This is a genomic window from Dysgonomonas sp. 511 (assembly GCF_010501105.1).
In the GTDB taxonomy this organism is placed as follows: domain Bacteria; phylum Bacteroidota; class Bacteroidia; order Bacteroidales; family Dysgonomonadaceae; genus Dysgonomonas.
Genome location: NZ_QVMQ01000011.1, coordinates 181,991 through 202,849 on the forward strand (window position 1 = coordinate 181,991; position 20,859 = coordinate 202,849).

The window sequence follows — 20,859 nt, forward strand, 5'->3', positions numbered from 1 at the left end:
AGAAATGAAGACATTAAAATATATATTATTTGTAATATTGCCTCTCTTCGCTTTCATTAGTTGCGAAAACGATGACGGAGACAATCCAGGCTTTGCCGATGATGAAGTTCCTCGTATCTATATGGACTGGCAACAATACCTGACCCGGAATGTAGGAGATGTAATCACCCTTTCCCCTATGGTTTCTCCTTCCGATGGGGCTACCTATAAGTGGACACTCGATGGTGAGGTCATATCCACAGAGAAAGACTTCAGTTATACGATCACACAGAAAATGGTCGGATTGCTAAAATTCGAAGTTACCCGTAAAGAAGCTTCCAATTCGCGTGAAGGATACATACTTGTACCCAACGATTTTGCGCCTAAGGCATATAATAAAAAATCGGTGGCATTCCTTACTGGCAATGGTTCTATAGGCGATGTCGATTGGGACAATATCACTCATCTGATAGTATCGTCGGCCGTAGTAGAAGAAGACGGTTCTCTTAACATGTCGAATATCAATGGGCTGAACCTGAGCGTCCTTACTACTTATGCACACCATCATGGCGTATCTGTATTGCTCGAAGTATCGGGAATACTAAACTCTTACCTTAATGCGGCGCCTGTTTATCAGAGCTATACATTCTACGACAATGCAGTAGGCAGCAAATATAAAAGCCTTGCAGACAATATCGTAGAACAGGTAAAAGCACATAATCTCGATGGTATAAATGTATATATGGATAAAGCCAATACTGCCAATGGTTTATTTGCCGAATCGGCCAAGCTGAGAGATTTTTATCTATATCTGGCAAATGAGATGAAATCGGGAAAGAATGTCCTCAATGAAGTCGAACACGACTATATAATGACTATGTCGGTAGTTGCAGGATGGACACGAGGTTCTTTGTATACAGTCGCAGGATTGACCGAATACGATTGGATAAATGTACTGGCTTTCGCTATCGAAGACCTGGACGCCGTACCGCATTCTTCACAATGGGCTGCCGAAAATGAGATTGCCCAATGGATGACAACATGGATAGGCCCTATTCCGGCAAACAGGCTGGTACTCGGCGTTCCTACGTTTGGAGTACACTTTTCCGGCAAACCAGCCGATTATACATGGGGCAACTGGGGCAGCTTCAATACATATGTTTCATACAAAGCGATTTGCTCGAAATATCCTGATGCTCCTGCTAAGAATGGAATAATAATAAAGGATAACGATGGAGATAAGTCGAAAGAAGTAGATAAGATATATTACGACGGACCTCCGGCTATCCGTGCCAAGGCTGCTTTTGCCCTGACAAAAGATCTTGCAGGAATGGCTTTATGGTCTATCGAGAATGACAGTAAAGATCCGGCAGCTTCCCTAATCAAACAAATGAACACAAGCTTGGGTAATTAATTATGTGATTGAAGACGGTAATATTCGGAATGGCAAAAGTCATATCCGGATATTACTATCTTTTGCTAAGTACTTTAATCTGAAAACAACAGACACGCTACATATGAATATATTATCAAAGATACTCCTTATCTCAGCCTGTTGCCTTATCATAGGTTGTGGCTCGAAACATAACATAGAAGCCGATTACGAAATCGTACCCTTACCTTTCGAAGTAAAGAATACAGGTGGCGAGCCTTTTATTCTCGACGATAAAACAATGATTGTTTACCCGGAAGGCAATGAGACATTGAAGCAGGCTGCCGGATTCTTATCCGAATATATTAATTTAAGCATCGGGCTTAAACCAGATATAACCGGCGATGTCAAAGATCAGAATGTCATTGTTCTCAAAACAGGCTATAAAGGTGACAATCCGGAAGCATACCAACTTCTGGTAAGCAAAGACAAGATTACAATACAGGGCGTTGCCGAAGCTGCGGTTTTCTACGGTATGCAGACCCTTCGTAAATCAATGCCTGTTGGTCATGATATAACTACAGTCAGCTTTCCCGCAACAGAAATTACAGACTATCCCCGCTTCGGTTACAGAGGGATGCATCTCGACGTAAGCCGTCATATGTTCCCTATCGAATCCGTGAAAAAATACATCGACATATTGGCTCTACACAACATAAACCGCTTCCATTGGCATCTGACCGATGACCAGGGCTGGCGTATCGAAATTAAGAAATATCCCGAACTCACAAAAACAGGCTCGATGAGAGCACAAACCGTAATTGGCAAAAACAGCGGAGAATACGATGGAAAACCTTATGGCGGATTCTATACTCAGGATGAAATAAAAGAGGTGGTGAAATATGCCGAAGAACGCTTCATCACTATTATTCCCGAAGTAGACTTGCCGGGGCATATGCTCGCCGCACTGACCACATATCCTAATCTGGGATGTACAGGCGGTCCATATAAAGTGGCTGAAACCTGGGGAGTATTCGATGATGTACTCTGTGCAGGCAACGAAGATATATATCCATTTCTCGAAGGCGTATTCGACGAAGTAATCGAGCTTTTCCCTTCCGAATATATCCACGTAGGAGGCGATGAATGCCCCAAAACACGTTGGGAGAAATGCCCTAAGTGCCAGGCAAAGATCAAAGCGTTGGGACTTAAAGCAGATGCCGGACACACAGCAGAACAGGGATTGCAAAGCTATGTTATACAGCGCATAGAGAAATATATCAACAGTAAAGGACGAAAGGTGATCGGCTGGGACGAGATACTCGAAGGAGGCATAGCCCCTAACGCCACCATCATGTCGTGGCAGGGAATAGAAGGCGGAACAGAAGCTGCCCTCCAGCACCACGATGCTATAATGACTCCTACTACTTACCTGTACTTCGACTACTATCAGGCATTAGACATCAAAGACGAACTATTCGGCATAGGCGGATATGTACCTGTAGAAAAGGTATATAGCTACGAACCGATGCCCGAAGGACTTACCAAAGAACAGCAAAAGCATATCATCGGCACTCAGGCAAATGTATGGACAGAGTATATGAAAGACTTCAACCATGTGGAATATATGGTATTGCCGCGCATGGCTGCACTCTCGGAAATACAGTGGACACAGCCGGAGAAAAAGGATTACCAGAAGTTCCTGCCTCGTCTGGCTAAACTGACCAAGCTGTATGCCAAACTGGGGTATAACTTTGCCACTCATATATTCAACATCGAAGGCAAGATAGAAACCGACAACGCAAACAAGCAGCTTAAAATGACGCTTTCTACTTTCGACAATGCACCTATATTCTACACATTGGACGGCTCTGAACCTACCGAAAAAAGCACTCTATATGAAGGGGTTATCCAAATAGACAAAAATGTAGATATCAAAGCTGTCGCCATTCGCGATGGTATAAGAAGCAAGATATACGAACGCAAACTGGATATAAACAAAGCGACATTCAAGCCTATTACCCTCGAAAACAAACCCTGGGGACGCTACAGCTATGCCGGTGCACCTACATTGGTCGACGGGCAGGCAGGAGGCGATGTGTACGCCAGCGGCGGATGGATCGGCTTCCAGCAAGACATGATAGCCACTATCGACCTTGAGGAAACCACACCGATATCGAAAGTGCGTATGGGCACATTTGTCGACGTAGCCAGCTGGATATTCAATGTATCGGAATACTCGATATATGTTTCTGACGACAACAAGGACTTTAAACAAATATATAGCAAGGAATTTGCTCCTGTGGAAGAAAGCCAGCCTGTAGGCCCGGTTTATCTCGATGCAGAGTTCAGCAAAGTAGATACCCGCTATGTAAAAGTTGTGGCCAAATACCTTCGTTCTCAACCCGAATGGGCAGGAGGGGCAGGCAAACCGGCCTCCATATTCATTGACGAGATACAAGTTAATTAAAATTCATAGGTTAAAATTAGTGTGTGTATGTACGGAAGAAGTGCCTTTGTGCTTATAACTCTACTTCTTGTGTTTTCATCCTGCAAAGATGAAGACAAGGCATTGTACAAAGTAATCAGGCTATCTTCCCACTGGCAAGTATTCCCTGCCGCTTCAACATCTTCGGCAGGGAATATCATTGCCTCCGACCAATTTCAGATAACCGACCAATGGTATAAAGCTTCTGTCCCATCTACCATTATGGGAACATTGGTAGATAACGGAAGATACAAAGACATACTGGCAGGAAACAATATACATAATGCCGACACATCCCTGTTCCGGCAATCGTGGTGGTACAGAACCACCTTCCACCAGGCACCACTAAGGGAGGAGCAACATGCCTTCCTTCAGTTGGAGGGGATAAGCTATTATGCCAACATATGGCTTAACGGCACGCTTATAGCCTCCCGCGATAGCATCTTTGGTGCATACCGGCGCTTCGAACTGGATATTACACCATATATAGCTAAGGATAATATTCTCGCTATCGAAGTATTCGGCGCACAACCGGGCGACCCCAATATTGGCTTTGCCGACTGGAACCCGCGGCCTTGCGACGAAAACATGGGAATATTCCGCCCTGTCTCCGTCATTGTCACAGGAGATACGAAACTGAGCAATACTGCAATTAAGACAAAAGTAAATACCCAGACACTAGGCGAAGCGTGGCTCACGATAGAAACCGAAGTTGAAAACCTTTCTGCACAAAACAGCAAAGGAGTTCTCAATGGAAAGATAAAACCCGATATCTCATTCTCCTACCCTATACAGTTATCTGCCCGTGAGCGAAAGAAACTGACTTTAACAGCAAAAGATATACCCGAATTACATATAACGCAGCCACGCATATGGTGGTGCAACAATCTGGGCAAACCTGAACTTTATGACCTGGAACTCAGTTTCAGCAAGAACGATACTCTCAGTTGGGCAGATACTATTACATTCGGCATCCGCGAAATAGAAAGCCATATAACCGAAAGCGGACATCGCGAATTTACCCTGAATGGGCATACAGTATTGCTCAAAGGTGCAGGATGGACCGACGATATCTTTCTGCGTGATACCCCTGCGGATAATGAGCGGCAAATGCAGATGATAAAGGATATGAACCTCAATCTTATCCGTTTCGAAGGTTTCTGGGGCACAAGTTCAAGTATCTACGACCTGTGCGACCGGTATGGCATAATGTCTATAGCCGGATGGTGCTGCCAATGGGAATGGGATACATATTATGGCAAACCCTGCAACGATCAATACGGCTGTATCCAGACAGATGAAGAGATAGGGTTGATCTCCCGTTCATTCAAAGATCAGGTAAGATGGCTTCGCAATCATCCATCCATCATAGCCTGGATGCCGGGAAGCGATATGCTGCCAGCCCCCAAACTGGAAGAGAGATACCTGACGTTTCTCGAAGAAGAAGACAACCGCCCTTATATTGGTGCAGCCAAAGCGCGCGCGAGTATTCTATCGGGGGCGACAGGTACAAAAATGGCAGGTCCTTACGAATATGCAGGTCCGAATTACTGGTACACAGACAAGAACCATGGCGGGGCATTTGGGTTCAATACCGAAACAGGTATCGGCGCGCAACTGCCTGTTATCGAGTCCCTGCAAAAGTTTATCCCTGCAAATAAGCTATGGCCTATCGGGGAAGAGTACAATCAGCACTGCACCGCATCGGCAGCAGGTATGAATAGCCTCGATGTACTTACGGAGGTCATTAACAGTAAATATGGTGAAGCCAGTTCATTGGAGGAATATCTTCAAAGAGCCGACCTCATAAATTACGACGGCACACGCGCCATGTTCGAAGCATTCAGGGTAAACCTCAGCAATAGTACGGGAATTATACAGTGGATGCTCAATTCGGCATGGCCGTCACTCTATTGGCAACTGTACGACTACTATAAGGTGCCTACCAGTGCTTATTATGGGGTGAAAAAGGCGAATAAGCCATTGCAACTGATATATAACTATGGCGACAATAGCATATATGCAGTAAACGAATCGCTCGTTAACGTAGAAAACTACAAAGCCCATATCCGGATATATGATATACACTCGAAACTGATAGACGAGCATATTGTCAAAGTCAACCTCAAGGACAATACCTCTGCCGGCATACTAAGCCTCGACCCTATGAGACAAAACCTGTTCATAAGTATGGAATTGCAAGATATATCGGGAAAGGTAATAGCCGATAACTTCTATGCCATCTCTCATATTCAGGATGAATATGACTGGAACGCTACCAATTGGATGCGAACGCCGCTTATTGCTTATAATGATTTCAAAGATCTGGCTGCCCTATCTGCTGTAAGGCTTGAACATGCTGTGCAGAGAGAAGAAAAGAGAGATATCACTACCTTCAAGGTGACTCTCAAAAACAACTCATCTTCCATTTCCTTCTTCAATATGCTAAAGATAAAGAACGGTCATGCCGAACTTATCCCTTCTGCTGTATGGCAAGACAATTATATCAGCATAGAGCCCGGACAGGAGAAAACTATCGAATGCACTGTGAAAACCGATGATGTGAAAGACCAGTCTGTCTTCATCGAACTCAAAGGCTGGAACGGGCAAACCTACCGCTTCAGATAAATTAGGCAATATAACCTCCTATGGTATTGCTATTTTTACTATTTTTGCCTTGTACTAAAAATAGAAAAAATTGAAACTACCTAACATCGTTGTCCGTATCCTGGCCGGAGCTGTTTTCGTCGGCCTGTTATTAGGAGGAATCCTTGTAAACCAATATACATTCGTCATCATCTTCTCTCTCATCACCGTATTGTCGTTATACGAGTTCTACGGCTTGATAGAGAAAGACGCCAAAGTACCCCTTACCCGTGTATGGAATGTGCTGGGCGGTTTCTTCCTGTTCCTCGGTGGCTTCTATTATAGCTGTTATCTGGCTACGCCACTGGCATTTGTCCCTTACATCATTTACCTACTGACTCTCTTTATCAGCGAGCTTTATCTTAAACGGCAAAATCCGATACAATCGGTTGCTTATGCCCTGCTAGGGCAGCTGTATATAGCCTTGCCGATGGCTCTGGCTAATTACCTTGTATTTGCTTACGAACCGGGAAGCTACAGCCATGTATATATCCTCGCCCTACTTGTCTTCATCTGGGTGAACGACTCATTTGCCTACCTCTCGGGAATGGCATTCGGTAAGCATAAACTATTCGAACGCATCTCTCCGAAGAAATCGTGGGAAGGCTTTGTAGGCGGTGCAACGGTGTCGATAGCCTCATCGCTTATATTCGCCCACTTCTGTCCCAATTTGTCTGTCCCTGCATGGTTGGGCTTTGCAGCCGTTACCGTGGTATTTGGCACATGGGGCGACCTTTTCGAGTCGCTTATCAAGCGGACTTTGGGTGTTAAAGACTCAGGAAATATGATACCGGGGCATGGCGGAATACTCGACAGGTTCGACAGTACTATATTAGCTATTCCGGCTGTGTTTATCTATCTGGTGCTTATCAACAGCCTTTGCTTACAATAAATCAATAAGCTCTCTCTACTATATAATCCATAGCTGCATCCAATGCCTCGCGGACTTCCGTGTTCGGTATGGTTTCTATGATCTTTTCAGCTTCGGATTTTAGTTCCTGTATTTTCCGGTAAGCGTAATCTATGCCGCCGTGGTCTCTAGCATAGTTAATTAACTTATTGATATTTTCCTGCGTATAATCGTAGGAGAAGATAACGGAATGCAGTTCTTTCCGTTCCTCTTCTGTAGCTTCTTTCAAGGCAAAGAGCAATGGCAGTGTTATCTTGCCTTCGCGGATATCGTTTCCGGTAGGCTTGCCAATGGCATCGGTGAAATAATCGAATATATCGTCGCGAAGCTGGAAGCAAAGCCCCAATATTTCGCCCAATTTAGTGAATTTGATAACATCTTCTTCCGGTGCATCTACCGACATTGCGCCTATGCGCATACAAACCGACATCAGCGAGGCTGTTTTCTTTTTTATTACTTCAAAGTATTCGGTTTCGTCGAGAATGAGCTCTTTTACCAACGACAACTGGTTCAGCTCTCCTTCTGCCAGGTCGCGCCCAAGGTCGGAAATATCGGAAATGATACGGATATTGCCTGTAAGCACACTTTTGATAAGGGCAGTAGACAGGAAATAATCGCCCACCAAAACCGCCATCTTATTGTCGTAAATAGCATTCAGCGAAGCCCTCCCACGGCGCATATCCGATTCGTCGACCACATCGTCGTGTATAAGCGAGGCTGTATGGAGCAATTCGATAGTAATAGCCGAATTATAGGTGATATCATTGATGTCGCCACAAGCTTTTGCCGCAAGCAACAACAGTGTAGGGCGGATACGCTTTCCATCCGACTTCATTATATAGTCTATAATTTCCTGAAGTCTCATATTGTTACAAAAAATAGAATTTTTGTAACGTTCACCGAAAATCTTTAGTTCTTCCGCTACTGGTTGGGCTATCAAAAGCTTCTTATTCATACTGTTTCCTGTTGAGCTGCAAATTTAAGAATAATTCAGCGTATAGCCTTATATATTCCCAACTTTAGAAATGATTACCTGTGCTTTTTGTGTTTTTTCTACAACTCTCCTGTTTCAGATTCCTAGAAACCCAAGACAACTTTGCAGTATAGATAAATAAGTTTTGCGTTATTGCACTTTGTTGTGATTTTACAAGTGCTGTGAAGACATCTCTATTTGAGCCTTATTTAACAATTACCTTCACGGCAACCTTTCCGGCTTTGAGTATATACAATCCTTTGGGTAAGTTTATATGATGTTCCTCTCCCGAAATAGTCTTGAGGTTTACACTCGATACCCTTACACCCAGAATGCTATATACCTCAAGATAGCCCGAGTCTGGAATGTTTTCCATTTTCACTTTAGTGGCTCCATTCACCACTACATAGATAGTCATGGTATCATCCGTTTGCTCTAGCGGATCGGGAACTGATGAAACGGGAAGGGGAGACGTATGAGCTACACTTGCCAGTGAAACACCAGCAAACAAAAGAATCAGCAATATTTTCCTGTATGTAGCCATATTATACTCTAACAAAGGCAAATATAAGGATTAAAGGTTATAAAAGACAAAAAAAGGTAAAATTTTTGACGTCTTTTATAATTTTTCACTTAAACCTTCGTTGGCTAGTACTGTATTGGCGAATATCTCCCTTGCTTCGTCCAGCAACACCTTATTATCGGGATATCGCGCCGAAAAATGTCCAAGCATTAGCTTCTTCACTTTTGCCATTTTCGCTATTCCGGCAGCTTCGCATGCTGTAGAATGCCCTGTTTCGTGCGCACGCCCTTTGTCTATGTTGGCAAAGGTGGCTTCGTGATAAAGGAGGTCTACCCCTTCTATAATCGGCACTATTTCTTCGCTGTATGCCGTATCGGAACAATAGGCATACGACCGTGCCGGTTCGGCAGGGCGGGTCAGCATCTTGTTTGGTATCAGCTTTCCGTCCTCAGCCACAAAATCAGCTCCTTGCTTTATCCGGGCACGTTCTTTGATAGGTACATTGTAAAACTCTATCATATCAGCACGCAAATTGGCATCCTTCTGCTTTTCGCAAAAAAGAAACCCGGCGCAAGGGATGCGGTGTTTTAGCGGGATGGTCTTTACTGTTACCGACCGGTCTTCGTATATAATTTCGTTTACCTTCGGGTCGAAAGTTTCTATCTTTACCTGAAAAGGATTGTCGCGGCAAAAGAAGTTGAGTTCGGGGCGAAGTATTTCTTCCAGCCCTGTGGTGGAATGGATATACAAATCGCCCGTCCGCCCTAACAAGGCCAAAGTAGAAATAAGCCCGATCAATCCGAAGCAATGGTCGCCATGCAGGTGGGAGATAAAAATACGGTTGAGCCGTCCGAAGCGCAGCTTGCTTTTCCTGAACTGTAGCTGTGTACCTTCGCCGCAATCTATCATAAATAGCTTGTCGCGTATGTTCAGCACCTGCGACGAGGGGTTGTGCAGCGTTGTCGGAGTGGCCGAGCCGCAGCCCAGTATATCGAGTTCGAATCGTTCCATTGTCATTTTTATTCTATATGTATCAGCTTATGGATTTGCAGGCTGAGCCTCCACTGTGGGTTTTCTTTGATAAACTCTACGCAGTAGTCCACATTCTGCTGGTTTATCCCGTTTCCATCGAAGATAGGGCTAAGGTAATAGTTATCCGCTTCGGGGAAAGCACTGATATCGGGGATGTCATCGCCTGCTGCTACGGGAATCCTTATTTCGTCTGCTTTGGGTATCCTTGCTTTTATGCCCGGATAGTCTTGTTTAGGACTACACGATATATAATCTATCAACGAGGGCACTTTGCGTGTACCGTTAGTTTCTATAGCTTGCCAGTACCCGTTTTCTTTGAAAAAGGAAAGGTGTTCGTCGCGCAACTGTATTGTGGGTTCGCCCCCTGTCCATATTATCCACTTGCAGGGATAGGCTTTTATTGTATTTAATATTTCTTCCAAAGCCATATCGCAGCCCGATGCAAAGTCCGTATCGCAGAAACTGCAAGCCAGGTTGCATTTGGTAAGCCTGATGAAGATGGAAGGTTCTCCCATTCGCCCACCCTCTCCTTGCAGCGAATAGAATATCTCGTTCACATTAAGCTTCATAGATAGCTGTTGTTTTAGGAGTTTCGGAGACTTCTACTGCGTATAATTCGGGGATGTCTTTTTTGAAAATATCGTACAGATATTTAGCCATATTTTCGGCTGTGGGGTTAAAGGGCAGGATGTCGTTCAGATGCCTGTGGTCGAGAACATCGTCAATATATTTCTTCACATTGTCCAGATCCCTGTAGTCTTTCACAAAACCCACTTCATTGAGATGTTCGGCTTTCAAATGTACGGTAACAATATAATTATGTCCATGCAACCGCGAACAGGGATGCTCTGTAGGCAGCCCCTCCAATATATGTGATGCCGAAAAGGCAAACTGTTTACTTATTTTATACATAGTCGTTTATAATATTTTCTTGTTATATCCTCTCTGTCATACTGAGTGGAACGAAGCATCTCGACCCTCCAATACTATTGATACAAGACCAAAGCAAACGCATGAAATTTATTCGAACTCAATTGTGAGCTTTGTAGGGGTGAATTGAAAATCGACGGAGTCAATTATCATTCGCCCGAAATAGAAAAAATCTGCGGGCGAATGATAATTCGCCCCTACAGTATCAAAACTGTAATATCATTTTTTTCATACGTTTACCCCGAATACGAGACACAAGTTTATATTTTACCAGAAACCAACTCGTTAACTCGTCTACTGGTATCTTGTATCTCTCCAAAAAGTAACACATGTAACACATTTTTCTCTTTTTTTTTCTGTTACTTTTCCCCTCTCCCTCGTCATGGCTTTGCACATAAGTCCCCCAAGGGGGATTAGGGGGCTTCCCTTTGGAGAAAGCGGGGAGAGCGGTGTTATATAGATAAACTTTTTTACCTTTATTTCAAAAAATCATCAAAATAACGGGTAATATGCTCATACAAATGCACCCTGCTGCGTCCCCGCATATTATGCTCCTGACCCGGATAGATAAAAAGATCGGGATGTGTACCTTTCTCAATCGCCGAGTTTACAAACTGTAGGGTGTGCTGCATTACTACTGTAGGGTCTTCATCGCCATGAATAAGCAATAAACGCCCTTTCAGGTCGCCGGCACGCGCTACCATATTCGTTTCTTTGTAGCCTTCCGGATTCTCCTGCGGGCTATCCATATAGCGTTCGCCATACATTACCTCATAATATTTCCAGTCGGTGACAGGGCCTCCTGCTACTCCGACTTTGAATGTATCAGGGAAACGAAGCATAAGGTTCAGCGTCATAAACCCGCCAAAGCTCCAGCCGTGCACTCCTATGCGGCCGGCGTCGACATACGGCAGCGATTTCAGATATTTGATTCCCTCCATCTGATCCATAGACTCTACTACTCCGAGATTGCGATGGGTGACATTTTCGAAATCGAATCCGCGGTTGCTCGTACCCCTGTTATCCATCACAAATACAAGATAGCCTTTTTGAGCCATATAAATCTCCCATCCTCGCGACTGAGCCATCCACGAATTGTCTACCAACTGGGAGTGAGGCCCGCCATAGACATAAACGATGACCGGATATTTTTTCGACAAATCGAAACCGGCAGGTTTTACCAGACGGTAATATAAATCGCTATCGGCCGACGACCATGCCTTGAGTTTTCCGGTTGTTATCTCCGGTAGCTTTACATTCTTGTATGGGTCTTTAGCAGAATGGAATATGTGTGTCTCGTTTGTCTTTACATTTGTTATAGCAACTTTTCCCGGATTGTACTGCGAGGAATAAATATCGTAAATATATTTTCCCGATGCACTCAGTTTTGCATGATGCACCCCTTCTTCTTTCGACAGGCGGGTACGTTCGCCGCTCTTCAGATTCACCTTATAGATATGCTTTTCTATCGGGCTATGCTCGGCAGAAATATAAATCAAGCTTTCTCCTTTTTCGTCGAATCCAACGACAGAAAGCACTTCCCACTTGCCGCTGGTCACCTGTTTCAACAGTTTGCCGGTTGTATCGTACATATATAGGTGGTTGTACCCATCGCGGCGGCTTTGCCAAAGGAATTTCGAAGGATCGTTTTTCAGAAACAAGACAGGGTTTTCGGGCTGCACATATTTCGGGTGAGTTTCGGTAAACAGGGTTGCTTGCAGTTTGCCTGTTGCCGCATTATAGCTTTTCAATATACAGGTATCCTGTCCACGGTTTAATTCGGCTATATAAACCGTCTTTTCATCGGGACTCCAGGCTATATTGGTCAGGTATTTCTCTTTAGGTGTTCCTGTTTTCAGGAATATGGTTTCCCCGGTCGCAGGATCGAACACGCCAACTGTTACATGGTGGCTTTTCATCCCTGCCATCGGGTATTTTATATCTTTCAGTTTAGCCACGCGAGCCGAAACGTCTACCAAAGGGTAATCTGTTACCATAGTCTCATCCATACGGTAAAAGGCGAGCAGATTTCCTTGCGGCGACCAGAATATACCCTTATTTATCCCAAACTCGTTGCGATGTACCGATTGCCCCGAAACGATACCTTTGTCTGTTTCGGCGGTGACGGCTGTTTCCGCTCCGTTCCCGTCCTGTATATACAAGTTATTTTCCCTCGTATAAGCTATTTGCCGCGTCGCAGAATTTAACTCAAGATTGGCCATATTGAAGTACGAATCGGAATAGCTTGCGGTTATCTCTTTCGTCGTAAAGTTGTAAAGATATAGTTTGCTACGTCCTATAACCAGAGCTTCGTCTTTACCTTGTTCAGAAAAAATTACACTCCGGAAATTTCCCGGCTTCTCATCTTCTTCGAGAGGCAGGTTGGCCAGAAAGTCTTTGATTTCTAAGAAAAGTTTCTCCTTTTGTTCGCCATTCATCGGAGCAGCCATCATCTTGTCGCGCCCCGCCCCCTTTACATACATCGGGGTATCGCCCAGCCAAGCCATATTGTAAGGCATCTGCGGCTGGTACTTATAATAATATTTTCCTCCGGGAATTAAATCTTCCAGAGTTAAAGGAGCATCCTGACTATACGATTTCATCGGAAAAATTATACTTATAACAATAATTGCAAAGTGTATGAATCTCATTTTCATTATTTTTTAAGACGAACAAAGATAGTGAATTTCCCGTTTGTAAATTTAACTTACGGGTAGTTTAACGGATAGTTGCAAATAATCAATTAACAAATATGCCGACATTCTCAAAAATATTTATCTTTGCATCTCATAAAACAATTCTAATGAAACCAGTTATTCTGTATGTTTAAGGACGAAGCAAAAGAGGTATATTACCTTTTGTTTCTCTTCTGGCTCTAAAAGCCACTTACTACAACCAATATTACTTTTAGGACACTTTCATCTTAAACTATCGCCGGAGTATTCCGGAAAATACAAAAATGAATAACTGGAAACGTACATTTACAATTATATGGTCGGGGCAATTTTTTTCTATGCTCAGCAGTGCGATAGTCGGCTTTGCCGTTGTCTTCTGGCTCAGTATGGAAACAGGTTCGCCCAAAGTGCTGGCATACTCCATGCTGGCAGTACTTATGCCTTTCATCGTCCTCGGGCTGTTTACGGGGGTGTTTGTAGACAGGTGGGACAGGCGACGCACGATGATAATAGCCGATAGCTTTGTCGCCCTTTGCTCTGCAGTCTTAGCAATATTGTTCTTCATGGGAAGGATAGAGATGTGGGAAATATATCTATTGCTTGCCCTGCGTTCGGCGGGAAGCGCATTCCACACTCCTGCCATGCAGGCTTCTGTGCCTTTGCTTGCTCCCGAAAGCGAATTGATGCGGGTGGCAGGCATCAACCAGATGATACAGTCGGTGAGTAATATTGCCGGCCCTGCGCTTGGCGCTGTATTCGTGGCATTCTTCGATATGGGATATATCATGTTGTTCGATGTAGTGGGAGCTGCCATTGCCTGCACTTCGTTGATGTTTGTGACGATACCCAATCCTGAGAAGAAAGAAAATGTAGCTCCCCATATCTGGCGCGAGATAAAAGAGGGAATCGGGCATATGTTCGGCGAAAAGGGACTTTCTTACCTGCTTGCCTGTGTGATAATAGTCACATTTTTTATGGTTCCCATCGGCGCATTGTTTCCCCTGATGACCATCAACTATTTCGGAGGTTCCGAATTTCAGATGGGGCTGGTAGAGGTATGCTGGGGCAGTGGTATGCTTATCGGCGGTGCGATAGTAAGCCTCAGGTTTATGAAGACCGTGAATAAGATATACATTATAAACATAACGACTATATTGATGGGGCTTGCCTTTTGGGCTTGCGGGCTACTGCCTGCATCGGCATTTATCGTCTTCGTGGTCATCACTACAATAGGTGGCGTGGTAAGCTCGATCTATTGGGGAACGTTTGTCGTAATATTGCAGACAAGGATCGACCCTGCTGCTCTGGGGCGCGTATTCTCCATTTACGATAGTATAAGCTTGCTGCCTACTATACCGGGTTTGCTCGCCACAGGCTTTATCGCCGAAAAGATAGGGTTGCTCAATGCCTTTATAGTGGCTGGTATAGCAACGCTGATAGTGGGCATTCTGGCTTTCTTTGCCAAGCCGATTATGCAACTGGGAAAAGTGATGAAGAAAAAAGGCGAACCGGATACGGAAGAATAAGTAACTGTTTAAATTTTATACGAATACTTTATTATTACTTTTTCTTCATTCATTTTCAGTCTGTTTTCGGCTAATTTCCCCCTTCGCTCAGCTCAAGTAGCCCGCTACTATCACTTCGCGCATGAAAAAATTATCTCTAAAACAGTTCTAAAAATTAGAATGAATAAAATTTAAACAGTTACTAAAAAAAATGACAGAGAGCTGCTTCCCCACCTGTGCAACTCTCTGTCGGTTTTGCAAATAATCTAATACTCAGATCACCATGTAATGATTACATCGGCCAGCACGGGATAATGATCCTGTTCGGTCAGCCCTGCACTTGGAGCCGATGCATTCAATATTTTTATGTTTTTCGATGTAAAAATGTTATCAATACTGATATCCTTAGTCCGTCCTTTTGCCTTGCTGCCGGGCGCGGTGCACATAAAACCCTGATAGCCTCCATTGGCTATATTGAAGCCCTCTTCCTGAAAACGTAGTTGCGTGGCATCGGGAGCGTTCATATCACCCATGCAAATCAGGTATTCGTATTTCTTCATTTCGGCTATCATGTCGTTTATCGCTTTGGGATGATGCTCCTTTTTCCACGGAATGTGGGTAGACATGATGGTAATGATTTTCTTACCGATTTTGAGGTCGGCAACAAGTGCGTAATAATCGGCATGCCATGTCACCTGACGGATGTTGGTCAACTCGTAGTTGGTAGCTATGCCGTTGTATATCCACTTGTTTTCATCGCCGAAATAGACATTGTTGTACAACGGTTTGAGAAGGGTTTCCGTAGCGTCTACCGTGCCGCCTTTGTCGAACTTGCTGTTCCATTCGTTGACAATGAATATATCCATCGATTGCGCGCTTATCCAGTTGCGCCAACGCTGAAGCTCTTCCTGCACATCTTCACCCTGATAGCCTCCCAGCTTACCCTGGTTGAAATGCCCTACATTATATGTTCCTATCCTCAGCTTGAGAGGATGCTTCTGAGTGGTTTGACTCATTGCTCCGGCTGCGCAGAGCAATGAGAGTAGTAATAGGTAAATGGTCTTTTTGTTCATATTTTAATGTTTAAACGAGTCAATAATTATATATCCTTTTAAGAGCCAGTTTAAATTTTAGCGAAAATATCTCTTATAGGCTCTTTAATATAGTTCTTAGCAACTTATAACTATCTAAAGAACGCTTTTATTTATTATAACGTACTGCCACATAGCTGAACGCGTTGCTCGATGCCGCCGTAATCGGAGTATTGGCATAAGCATAACCATCGCTGCACAAATTTTTCGCAACCTTGAAGCGGATATATACTTTCGCCTTGCCCAACATATCCAAAGGTAGCGGGAAGTCCATGTTCTTATATCCCGGCAACTGGAAGAGAGCCGTATTAGCCCATACCGGAGCTTCGTGAGTGGCATATGTATAGAGTTTGGTCCATTGGCCGTCGATGTTGCCGTGTGTAGACCATTCTATATCCCAGTAGCGCGGCCCGGTTACAGTCCAGTTCATAGTCGCTATCTGCAACGAGAGTTTATTGGTAGATATACCTGTAGTCGCCATTTCGAGCATCCACGATTCGCCTTCGTTGCGGTCGTAATTCCACCATTCGCAGTTGAGGCTCCATGCCGAGTTGTCGGAAGTATGCACGCTACCTTTTCCATCGGAGTTGGTAGAAGTGCTTGTACTCAGCTTAGAACCATCGTCTTTGATTACACCGTTTCCGTTAGAGTTTCCAATATTTGCTGCGCCGACAGGCCCCAGATACGAGTAGTCGCTGGTCACGCCGATCACTTTTCCGGCGGCGGTAGTTGTTATGCGTCCGTTGGTTCCCGTGGTAGGCAACAATACACCGTTTTCTACATTATAATAGCGGAACTCTGTGACAAATCCTGAGAAGCTATTGTCGAAACTTGCCGCCAGTGTAATGTCTTCGCGTGCCATATGCCTGATCTGGTAACGGCCTATTTGCCCATAAGTCTCCTCATCGCCGGTGTCTTCGTAGGCAAAGCGGCTGAATGTTTCGTGTACGACGACACCCGCAACCGTACCCGAACCATAAGGCAGGGTAGAACCATCGCGGCGGTACGGACATTTGGTATTGGTAAGCAAGAACATGTTGTTACCTTGTATATCGCGCATCAATAGAGGGAATTTGCTTATACGATGAGCATTGAAGGCTGTGGAGTATCCTTCGTTGATAGGCGTGAACGAGCCTTTGCGGATAGGAAACTCGCAGTCTTTCAGCGTTACGTATGTATATATATCGTCGTCCGTGAGGTCGCCCATGTATTTTTCTTTTTTCACAAGGTCGGCTGACGTTCCTGCTTCCGAAGTCATTACCATATCGGACGTGATGCCTGTGATGGAATAACGGTTAGGGTCTGTATCCAGAGTTACGCTCGTGCCTTTCAGCAACAGTTTTACTTTGCTATAGCGGGTAAATATATTGTCGGCCACCGTAGCTGCCACCAGGCGGAAGCCATAACGTCCGTCTATGCTTTGTATATAAGCCGTTTTGTCGTTAACCGTATAGTCGATAGCAGTATTGGTAGTCTGCGGACAATCGGCAACATTGAGGCTGGCAGCATCGCTTATTATATACCCTTCGATGTAAATGTCGCTATTCACCTTGCCGCCTTCCAGATCCCTTACTTCAGGGAAAGATGCTTCAACACCGAAAAGGTTGTTTGCATTGGCTTGCGTAAGGAACAGGCTGGAAACTATTTTCTGCTTCCATCCGTCCACATATACCAATTCTACTCTTGCATTGCGCAGCGAGGTTTCCGACGGGTTGTTGTCGGCTGTCATTATCAGTTTGCCGCCTTCTATCGCAAAATTATCGTGAATCCATTCCACCCCGTCCTGGTTGGAATAGGTGACCTTGATTTCCATATCGGCAAATTCGATATTGGTGTCCAGTTCGGCTTCTATGCGCCCGCCATCGCCCATTACTGTCTGGCTTGTCATCTTGAAGTCCATCTTAGGCTCGATAGCACCTCTTTGTTTCAGGTAAACGGTGTCTTGCCTGCCAACGGAAGGCGCATCTATCAGGATAGCTGACATACGCGGGAAACCTACATTGGCATTATACGAAACAGTGAAATTGCCGTCGCCCGAGATCTGCGATTCGGGAAAAGAAGCCCAATCCGTATCGTTTACAAAGGTGAGGTTGTAAGTTGTGTTGGAATATACCTGTACCTGTACTTCACCGGGTTGAGCCGGAACGATGTACTCCGAATTAGTAGCTCCTAATTCCGACATATCGATATCATCGCCATCATCCATAGAACAAGCGCCGAGAACGAAGGCGAGCAGCCCCGGCAAAATGAGATATGCCGGGTTTATTACTCTTGACCTGAATATATTGCTTATCATAATAGTTATGTTTTACTTGTTATACTTAAATGACACGAATCCAAGACGCACATTTACTGTCGGGCTATCTGCATCGAGTGTTCCGTTTTCGGCTCCTGTAGAGGTAGCGCAAACATTACTCTTAGCGGCTAGCTTAACATATACATTGTCTTTTCCGAAGAGGGAAGAAGGCAATACGAACGAACGGTTTACCAGCCCCAGGTTTACAAACTGCAATGTGCCACCCCACCAGCCCAACGGACGTACGCAGTAGGTAGAATTAGGCAATACGGTATAGTTTACACCATCGGTAGAGTATTCTATCTGCCAGTATGCAGGGAATGCCATTGTAGCTGCCGTACCCGAACCTGCACCTTGTGTGAGGTTTATAGTAAAGTTGCTGCCGGTGATGCCTGCCGTAGAGAAATTGAAGACAAATGCTTCACCCTTATTCGTACTTGCATTCCACCATTTGGCCGTATAGTGCATGGCACTGTTTATACCGCCTTTTGCTGCTGCATTAGGAAAATAGATAGGCTGAGAACCTAAGCCTGTGCTTGTACTTGCCGTACAATGCAGTTTTCCTGTCCCTATAGCCGGCATTACGAATCCGTTAACGTCTTTTTGCACGGCTCCTGCTGCGCTGATATCGGTTCCGTTCTTTATCCAGTTCCACTCTACTAATGTAGTGTTTTTGGTAGTGCCGGAAAGGGAAACTCCCTGTTCGTCGAGTACGCGTATCTGGTAGCGGCCTACATCGCCGTCATTATTCCCAAACCGGATAAGCTTGGTATAGACAATAATACCGCTTAGTGTTCCCGATCCTTTCGGTAATGTATTTTTGTACCACGGTACTTTCGCATTTATCACGAAGTTGATATTGCTACCCTTATTATCGATAAGCGTACTTGGTACGGCATCGAGGTAAGCTCCTCCGGCAGATACCCCACCTGTATTCCATGTTGTATTGGCTACATAGCCTGTATTGGTATTCAGGTAAGAACCGTAAGGAACAGAGAATTCTACATCTTTCAGTGTCACATAGGTGTAAACGTCATCGTCAGTGAGGTCGGCAATATACTTTTCTTTCTTTACCAAATCTCCCGATGAACCCGGTATGGCTTCCAGTATGCTGCCCGTTGTCACGCCTTTCAGTGTATAACGTTCGGGGTTCGATTCTTTTACCAGTGTAAGCCCCGACAAAGCTATTGTTGCCTTACTGTAACGCTTAAGTGTATTATCCTCGGCTGTAGATAGTTTTATACGGATACCATATTTCCCGTCAAGAGATTGCAAATAGGCGGTCTTTTCGTTTTCTGTAAAATCAATCTTATTAAATGCTGTGTTCGGATTGGTTTCCATATTCGGATTGGCAGCATCGCTGATAACAATACCTGTCAATCCTGCCATTGCATCGCTGATCTGAAGCTCTCCCGTAGCTCCCGGTATCAGGGCGCGCAGGTCGTCGAAGGAGTAGGTGGTGTACGATGTGGCGTACTGGTTCACTACATGTTTTATCTTGAAGGTTTGTCCCTTATTGGTGGTCAGCGAAAGAACGATGTTTGCCGACCTGTCGCTACCCGATTCATTGGCTGCAACATCGAATGTAAGCTTGTTGTTGATTACCTCAACATTCGATATCCAGCCGGCTCCGCTCAGGTATTCCACTTTCTGATCGAAGAAAATCAGGCTAGGGGCTATATTGCCGTTCAACATTACCGAAGCTGATGCTTCGAATTTGGTGAGGTCGGTAACATTCCTTTCCTGATCTACTGTTGCCGGGTCGAGCGTTTGCCCTATATCCACGTATGTAGTATAACTTTGGTCGAATCCATCGACAAATTTCAATGTGACGCGGGCACTGCGGTATTCGCCCAGATTGTTTTCGAGGGCGTAAAACTCAAATGCTTTTTCGGTAACCTTAAATTCTGATATCCAATCTTCCGACGTTTCGTCGTCATACAATATGCTGACTTGTATATCGGCAAGGTCGTGCTTGAGATTTGTAGTCAGCGGAATACTTGTTGGCAACTCAGTTTTAGGCAGTGTGTATTTCGTAACAGGGAATTTCAGTTCAGGAGTTATCCCTTCCTGTACTACTACAATTTCTTCCGATTCATCAGCCTTGTCCAGGTTGATAACCAGTTTGCGCGGAGCGCCGAAATTCTGTGCATAAGACAGCAGCACCGAACTGTTTCCTTTCTCAATCAGTTTGTTTATCGAGGCCCAGTTTACAGGAGCAGCAAACTCGGCATTCCACTCTCCGGTGGAATATACCATGATATGGGTTTGCCCGCCCGCCGCAGGCAACTTCACGCTGTTGGAGTTTACTGCCAGCGATAAATCCATATCCGAATCGTCTTCGCAGCTTGTAAACGAGCCCATAAGTATTACCAGCACACATAGTATCCGGTTGAAATACTTTTTCAATATGTCGTTTATAGATATTGCTTTCATCAA

14 protein-coding genes are annotated in these 20,859 nt (G+C 44.6%); 5 read left to right on the plus strand and 9 right to left on the minus strand.

Going from position 1 to position 20,859, the window contains the following annotated elements:
* Positions 1–4 precede the first annotated feature (4 nt).
* The 4 genes from D0T57_RS06975 to D0T57_RS06990 all read left to right on the plus strand — a co-directional run bounded on the left by D0T57_RS06975 (position 5) and on the right by D0T57_RS06990 (position 7,377).
* Positions 5–1,393 (plus strand): glycosyl hydrolase family 18 protein, encoded by a 1,389-nt coding sequence (locus D0T57_RS06975; protein ID WP_163272245.1) that lies wholly within the window; start codon positions 5–7, stop codon positions 1,391–1,393.
* A 103-nt stretch (positions 1,394–1,496) separates the two neighbouring features.
* On the plus strand, positions 1,497–3,821 hold the full coding sequence (locus tag D0T57_RS06980; RefSeq protein ID WP_163272247.1) for a glycoside hydrolase family 20 protein: 2,325 nt from the start codon (positions 1,497–1,499) through the stop codon (positions 3,819–3,821).
* 27 nt (positions 3,822–3,848) lie between these two features.
* Positions 3,849–6,467: a sugar-binding domain-containing protein gene (locus tag D0T57_RS06985; protein WP_163272249.1), complete on the plus strand. Its 2,619-nt coding sequence runs from the start codon at positions 3,849–3,851 to the stop codon at positions 6,465–6,467.
* A gap of 70 nt (positions 6,468–6,537) precedes the next feature.
* Positions 6,538–7,377, plus strand: coding sequence for a phosphatidate cytidylyltransferase (locus tag D0T57_RS06990; protein WP_163272251.1), 840 nt, complete (start codon positions 6,538–6,540; stop codon positions 7,375–7,377).
* Position 7,378: 1 nt separating this feature from the next.
* Here D0T57_RS06990 and D0T57_RS06995 read toward each other — a convergent pair whose 3' ends face one another.
* The 6 genes from D0T57_RS06995 to D0T57_RS07020 form a co-directional block, all read right to left on the minus strand.
* Positions 7,379–8,350 carry a polyprenyl synthetase family protein gene (locus tag D0T57_RS06995; RefSeq protein WP_163272253.1) on the minus strand — a complete coding sequence of 324 codons (972 nt, stop codon included), beginning with the start codon at positions 8,348–8,350 and terminating at the stop codon, positions 7,379–7,381.
* Positions 8,351–8,573: 223 nt separating this feature from the next.
* Positions 8,574–8,912, minus strand: coding sequence for a T9SS type A sorting domain-containing protein (locus D0T57_RS07000; RefSeq protein WP_163272255.1), 339 nt, complete (start codon positions 8,910–8,912; stop codon positions 8,574–8,576).
* 75 nt (positions 8,913–8,987) lie between these two features.
* A complete protein-coding gene (locus tag D0T57_RS07005; RefSeq protein ID WP_163272257.1) occupies positions 8,988–9,902 on the minus strand; it encodes a ribonuclease Z in 915 nt (304 codons plus the stop codon).
* A gap of 8 nt (positions 9,903–9,910) precedes the next feature.
* Entirely contained in the window at positions 9,911–10,492 is a 582-nt protein-coding gene (locus D0T57_RS07010; RefSeq protein WP_163272259.1) for a 7-carboxy-7-deazaguanine synthase QueE, read from the minus strand.
* Entirely contained in the window at positions 10,482–10,835 is a 354-nt protein-coding gene (queD, locus tag D0T57_RS07015; RefSeq protein WP_163272261.1) for a 6-carboxytetrahydropterin synthase QueD, read from the minus strand. The genes D0T57_RS07010 and queD overlap by 11 nt, the downstream gene beginning before the upstream one ends.
* 494 nt (positions 10,836–11,329) lie before the next feature.
* On the minus strand, positions 11,330–13,510 hold the full coding sequence (locus tag D0T57_RS07020; protein WP_163272263.1) for a S9 family peptidase: 2,181 nt from the start codon (positions 13,508–13,510) through the stop codon (positions 11,330–11,332).
* 302 nt (positions 13,511–13,812) lie between these two features.
* Between D0T57_RS07020 and D0T57_RS07025 the strand changes: the two genes are divergently transcribed.
* Positions 13,813–15,054: an MFS transporter gene (locus D0T57_RS07025; protein WP_163272265.1), complete on the plus strand. Its 1,242-nt coding sequence runs from the start codon at positions 13,813–13,815 to the stop codon at positions 15,052–15,054.
* Positions 15,055–15,311: 257 nt separating this feature from the next.
* Here D0T57_RS07025 and D0T57_RS07030 read toward each other — a convergent pair whose 3' ends face one another.
* From D0T57_RS07030 to D0T57_RS07040, 3 genes are all read right to left on the minus strand, one after another.
* Positions 15,312–16,106 carry an endonuclease/exonuclease/phosphatase family protein gene (locus D0T57_RS07030; RefSeq protein WP_163272267.1) on the minus strand — a complete coding sequence of 265 codons (795 nt, stop codon included), beginning with the start codon at positions 16,104–16,106 and terminating at the stop codon, positions 15,312–15,314.
* 127 nt (positions 16,107–16,233) lie between these two features.
* Entirely contained in the window at positions 16,234–18,420 is a 2,187-nt protein-coding gene (locus D0T57_RS07035) for a BACON domain-containing protein (RefSeq protein WP_163272269.1), read from the minus strand.
* A gap of 12 nt (positions 18,421–18,432) precedes the next feature.
* Entirely contained in the window at positions 18,433–20,856 is a 2,424-nt protein-coding gene (locus tag D0T57_RS07040; RefSeq protein ID WP_163272271.1) for a BACON domain-containing carbohydrate-binding protein, read from the minus strand.
* Positions 20,857–20,859: the final 3 nt, after the last annotated feature.

Coding starts and splice junctions, on each gene's coding strand:
- D0T57_RS06975 (WP_163272245.1), top strand. CDS start 5: ATGAAGACATTAAAATATATATTATTTGTAATATTGCCTCTCTTCGCT.
- D0T57_RS06980 (WP_163272247.1), top strand. CDS start 1,497: ATGAATATATTATCAAAGATACTCCTTATCTCAGCCTGTTGCCTTATC.
- D0T57_RS06985 (WP_163272249.1), top strand. CDS start 3,849: ATGTACGGAAGAAGTGCCTTTGTGCTTATAACTCTACTTCTTGTGTTT.
- D0T57_RS06995 (WP_163272253.1), bottom strand. CDS start 8,350: ATGAATAAGAAGCTTTTGATAGCCCAACCAGTAGCGGAAGAACTAAAG.
- D0T57_RS07000 (WP_163272255.1), bottom strand. CDS start 8,912: ATGGCTACATACAGGAAAATATTGCTGATTCTTTTGTTTGCTGGTGTT.
- D0T57_RS07005 (WP_163272257.1), bottom strand. CDS start 9,902: ATGGAACGATTCGAACTCGATATACTGGGCTGCGGCTCGGCCACTCCG.
- D0T57_RS07010 (WP_163272259.1), bottom strand. CDS start 10,492: ATGAAGCTTAATGTGAACGAGATATTCTATTCGCTGCAAGGAGAGGGT.
- queD (WP_163272261.1), bottom strand. CDS start 10,835: ATGTATAAAATAAGTAAACAGTTTGCCTTTTCGGCATCACATATATTG.
- D0T57_RS07020 (WP_163272263.1), bottom strand. CDS start 13,510: ATGAAAATGAGATTCATACACTTTGCAATTATTGTTATAAGTATAATT.
- D0T57_RS07025 (WP_163272265.1), top strand. CDS start 13,813: ATGAATAACTGGAAACGTACATTTACAATTATATGGTCGGGGCAATTT.
- D0T57_RS07030 (WP_163272267.1), bottom strand. CDS start 16,106: ATGAACAAAAAGACCATTTACCTATTACTACTCTCATTGCTCTGCGCA.
- D0T57_RS07035 (WP_163272269.1), bottom strand. CDS start 18,420: ATGATAAGCAATATATTCAGGTCAAGAGTAATAAACCCGGCATATCTC.
- D0T57_RS07040 (WP_163272271.1), bottom strand. CDS start 20,856: ATGAAAGCAATATCTATAAACGACATATTGAAAAAGTATTTCAACCGG.